At 65.3% G+C, this 3,437-nt stretch carries 3 protein-coding genes; 2 read left to right on the forward strand and 1 reads right to left on the reverse strand.

Features of this window, described 5'->3' with window-relative positions; all coding sequences use genetic code 11:
- Window positions 1-645 (forward strand): fumarylacetoacetate hydrolase family protein (locus WA702_RS27015; protein ID WP_425113601.1); only part of this gene is annotated, 645 nt, incomplete at its 5' end.
- 19 nt (window positions 646-664) lie between these two features.
- Window positions 665-2,350: a thiamine pyrophosphate-dependent enzyme gene (locus WA702_RS27020; protein WP_425113602.1), complete on the forward strand. Its 1,686-nt coding sequence runs from the start codon at window positions 665-667 to the stop codon at window positions 2,348-2,350.
- Here the strand turns inward: WA702_RS27020 and WA702_RS27025 are convergent.
- A partial coding sequence (locus WA702_RS27025) for an MFS transporter (protein WP_425113603.1) occupies window positions 2,347-3,437 on the reverse strand: 1,091 nt, incomplete at its 5' end. The two genes, WA702_RS27020 and WA702_RS27025, sit on opposite strands and share 4 nt — an antisense overlap.

Genomic DNA, 3,437 nt, shown 5'->3' on the forward strand with positions numbered 1-3,437 from the left:
GAAAAGATCATCTGCATCGGCGTCAACTATCCAGATCGCAATGCCGAGTACAAGGACGGGCAGGACGCGCCGAAATATCCGTCGATGTTCATGCGCACGCCGCGCTCCTTCGTCGGCCATGGCACGCCGCTGGTGCGGCCGCGCGTCTCGCAGCAGCTCGACTATGAAGGCGAGCTCGTGCTCGTGATCGGCAAGGCGGGGCGGCACATCCCGGAAGCATCCGCGCTCGATCACATTGCAGCGCTAACGCTCTGCAACGAGGGCACAATCCGCGACTGGGTGCGGCATGCCAAGTTCAACGTCACGCAGGGCAAGAATTTCGATTCCACCGGCAGCCTCGGTCCCTGGATCGTGCCCTACACGGATGAGGCGCAGATCGCCGATGTCAGGCTGACCACCAAGGTCAATGGCGAGCTGCGACAGGACGACCGCACCTCGCGGCTGATGTTCGGCTTCCGTTATCTCATCAACTACATTTCGACCTTCACCACACTGATGCCTGGCGACGTGATCGTGACGGGCACGCCGACCGGCGCCGGTGCACGGTTCGATCCGCCGCGCTACCTGAAGCCCGGCGATGTGATCGAGGTCGAGGCCGAAGGCGTCGGCCTGTTGCGCAACGGCGTGGTCGACGAAACCCTGTAACTTAAGATTTGGAATTGCCATGACCAGCATGACCGGCGGCGAAGCAATCGTCAGTGGCCTTGTCGCGCACGGCGTCGACACCGTGTTCGGCTTGCCGGGCGCGCAGATCTACGGCCTGTTCGACGCCTTCCATCAGGCGCAGCTCAAGGTGATCGGCGCGCGCCACGAGCAGGCTTGCGGCTACATGGCCTATGGCTATGCGCGTTCGTCCGGCAAGCCCGGCGTGTTCAGCGTGGTGCCTGGCCCCGGCGTGCTCAATGCCGGCGCCGCGCTGCTCACCGCGTTCGGTGGCAACGAGCCGGTGCTGTGCCTGACTGGCCAGGTGCCGACGGAATTCCTCGGCAAGGGCCGCGGCCATCTGCACGAGATGCCGGATCAGCTTGCGACCCTGCGCACCTTCGTCAACTGGGCCGACCGGGCCGAATATCCCGACGTTGCGCCGACCTTGGTTGCGCGCGCCTTCCAGGAGATGCTGTCGGGCCGGCGCGGTCCTGCCGCAATCGAGATGCCCTGGGACGTGTTTACCCAACGCACCGACGCGGAAGCCGTCAAGCCGCTCGCGCCCTTCCCGGCACCGCGGCCGGACAGCGACCGCATCGCGAAGGCTGCCGCGCTGATCAAGGCTGCGAAGGCGCCGATGATCTTCGTCGGCTCGGGCGCCATTCACGCGCGCGAGGAAATCCAGGAGCTGGCAGAGATGATCGATGCGCCGGTCGTCGCCTTCCGCTCCGGGCGCGGCATCGTCTCCAATGCGCATGAGCTCGGCGTCACCATGGCGGCGGCTTACAAGCTGTGGCCGCAGACCGATCTGATGATTGGTATCGGCACCCGCATGGAGCTCTCGACCAGTTTCCGCTGGCCGTTCCGTCCCGATGGGCTGAAGTCGATCCGTATCGACATCGATCCGGTGGAGATGCGGCGGGTCGCCACCGATGTCTCCGTGGTCGCCGACGCCAAGGCTGGCACCGCGGAACTGCTCGCGGCTGTCAGCAAGGCGGGCCGCAGCAAGACTAACGGCCGGCGTACAGCGATCCGTGACGCTTCAGCGGCGTCTCTGAAAGAGATCCAGCAGGTGCAGCCGCAGATGGCCTATCTGAACGTGCTGCGCGAGGTGTTGCCGCACGACGCCATCGTCACCGACGAGCTATCGCAAGTCGGCTTCGCCTCCTGGTACGGCTTTCCGGTCTACCAGCCCCGCACCTTCATCACGTCAGGCTATCAGGGCACGCTTGGTTCGGGCTTCCCGACCGCGCTCGGGGCCAAGGTCGCCAATCCGGACAAGCCCGTGGTCGCCATCACCGGCGACGGCGGCTTCATGTTCGGCGTGCAAGAGCTTGCCACCGCCGTGCAGTTCAACATCGGCGTGGTGACGCTTGTCTTCAACAACAACGCCTATGGCAATGTCCGCCGCGACCAGCGCCAACGTTTCGACGGCCGCGTGGTGGCGTCCGACCTCGTCAACCCTGACTTCGTCAAGCTCGCGGAGTCCTTCGGCATCGGCGCCAGCAAAGTCACCGCGCCGGATCAATTCCGCGCGGCGCTGGAACAGGCACTCGCCGCCGGCGGGCCGTATTTGATCGACATCGAGGTGCCACGGGATTCGGAAGTCACGCCATGGACGTTCATCCATCCGGCGAAGCCCCCAGTGACGTCATTCCGGGGTTCGAGGCCTTCAGCCTCGCCCCGGAGTGACGCTGGAGGTTAGACCGCCGCCTGCTTGCCCCGCATGCGCGCCGCGGCGATCACCAGCAGCCCGGTGCCGGCGACCAGCCAGCAGGCGACCGGCGCCCAATGCACCAGCGGCGCGTAGTCCGGCAGCTTCTGCAGGCCGCCGGCGACCGCCGACATCCGTGCACAGGTAGCCAGCGCCAGCGCCGAAAATACCAGCCCGGTCACCTTGCCCTCGGCACCGGTCGCGCCGATCCACAGCGCGGCCGAGATCGCGCCCATCATCATGCAGCCCCAGGCCGCGCCTGCGACGAACTGCGCGACGATCATCACGTTCAATCCACCAGTGACCTCAGCAATCGCGACAGCGACCGCGCCGAGCAGACCTGCGGCCCCCATCACGATCAGAGCGCCGCGATGCTTGACGATCACGCTGGCCGGAAACATTGCGACGTTGAAGCCGATCCAGAACACCGGCATCAGCCATTGCAGATCGGCCGACTTGGCGATCCTCAAATAGAAGAACTCGCTGTTGACGCTGAAATGCAGCTGATAGCCGAGCGCCAGAATGACCATGGCAATGATGAACAGCATCGACACGCCGCGCAGCGGCGCAGGCTTGGCTTGGAGCCGCTCCGCCTGACCCAGCCCCGGCCCGACCTGCGATAGTCCAAGCGCCGTCATCAGTAGCACGATCGTGGAGATGATGAACGGCATCCGCGCATCAGTGTTGCGCAGGAGCACGCCGAGATAGGGCGAGACCCCGCCGGCGATGCCGTAGCCGAGCATCACCACGGCTGCGAGGAACGGCACACGCGGCTTCGCTGCATGCTGGCCGAGCAGGATCAGCGGCGGCGCCCGCAACGCGGACGAGGTGATGGACCAGACCAGGATCAAACCGATGAAGATGATTTTGGCGTTTGGACCGGTGACAAAAGGCAGCGCCACGAAGGCGGCACACGAGATCGCCGTCAGCACGCCGATCCACGGCCCGAGCCGCCCGACAAAACGTCCGATGCGGTCGGCGGCCATGCCCATCGCGGTGTCGGTGATGGTGAACACCGCCTGGTCCATCATCAGGATGAAGATGACAGCCGAGGGTGCAATGCCGATGCCGGCCGCGA

It is taken from the genome of Bradyrhizobium sp. (assembly GCF_049798375.1).
In the GTDB taxonomy this organism is placed as follows: domain Bacteria; phylum Pseudomonadota; class Alphaproteobacteria; order Rhizobiales; family Xanthobacteraceae; genus Bradyrhizobium.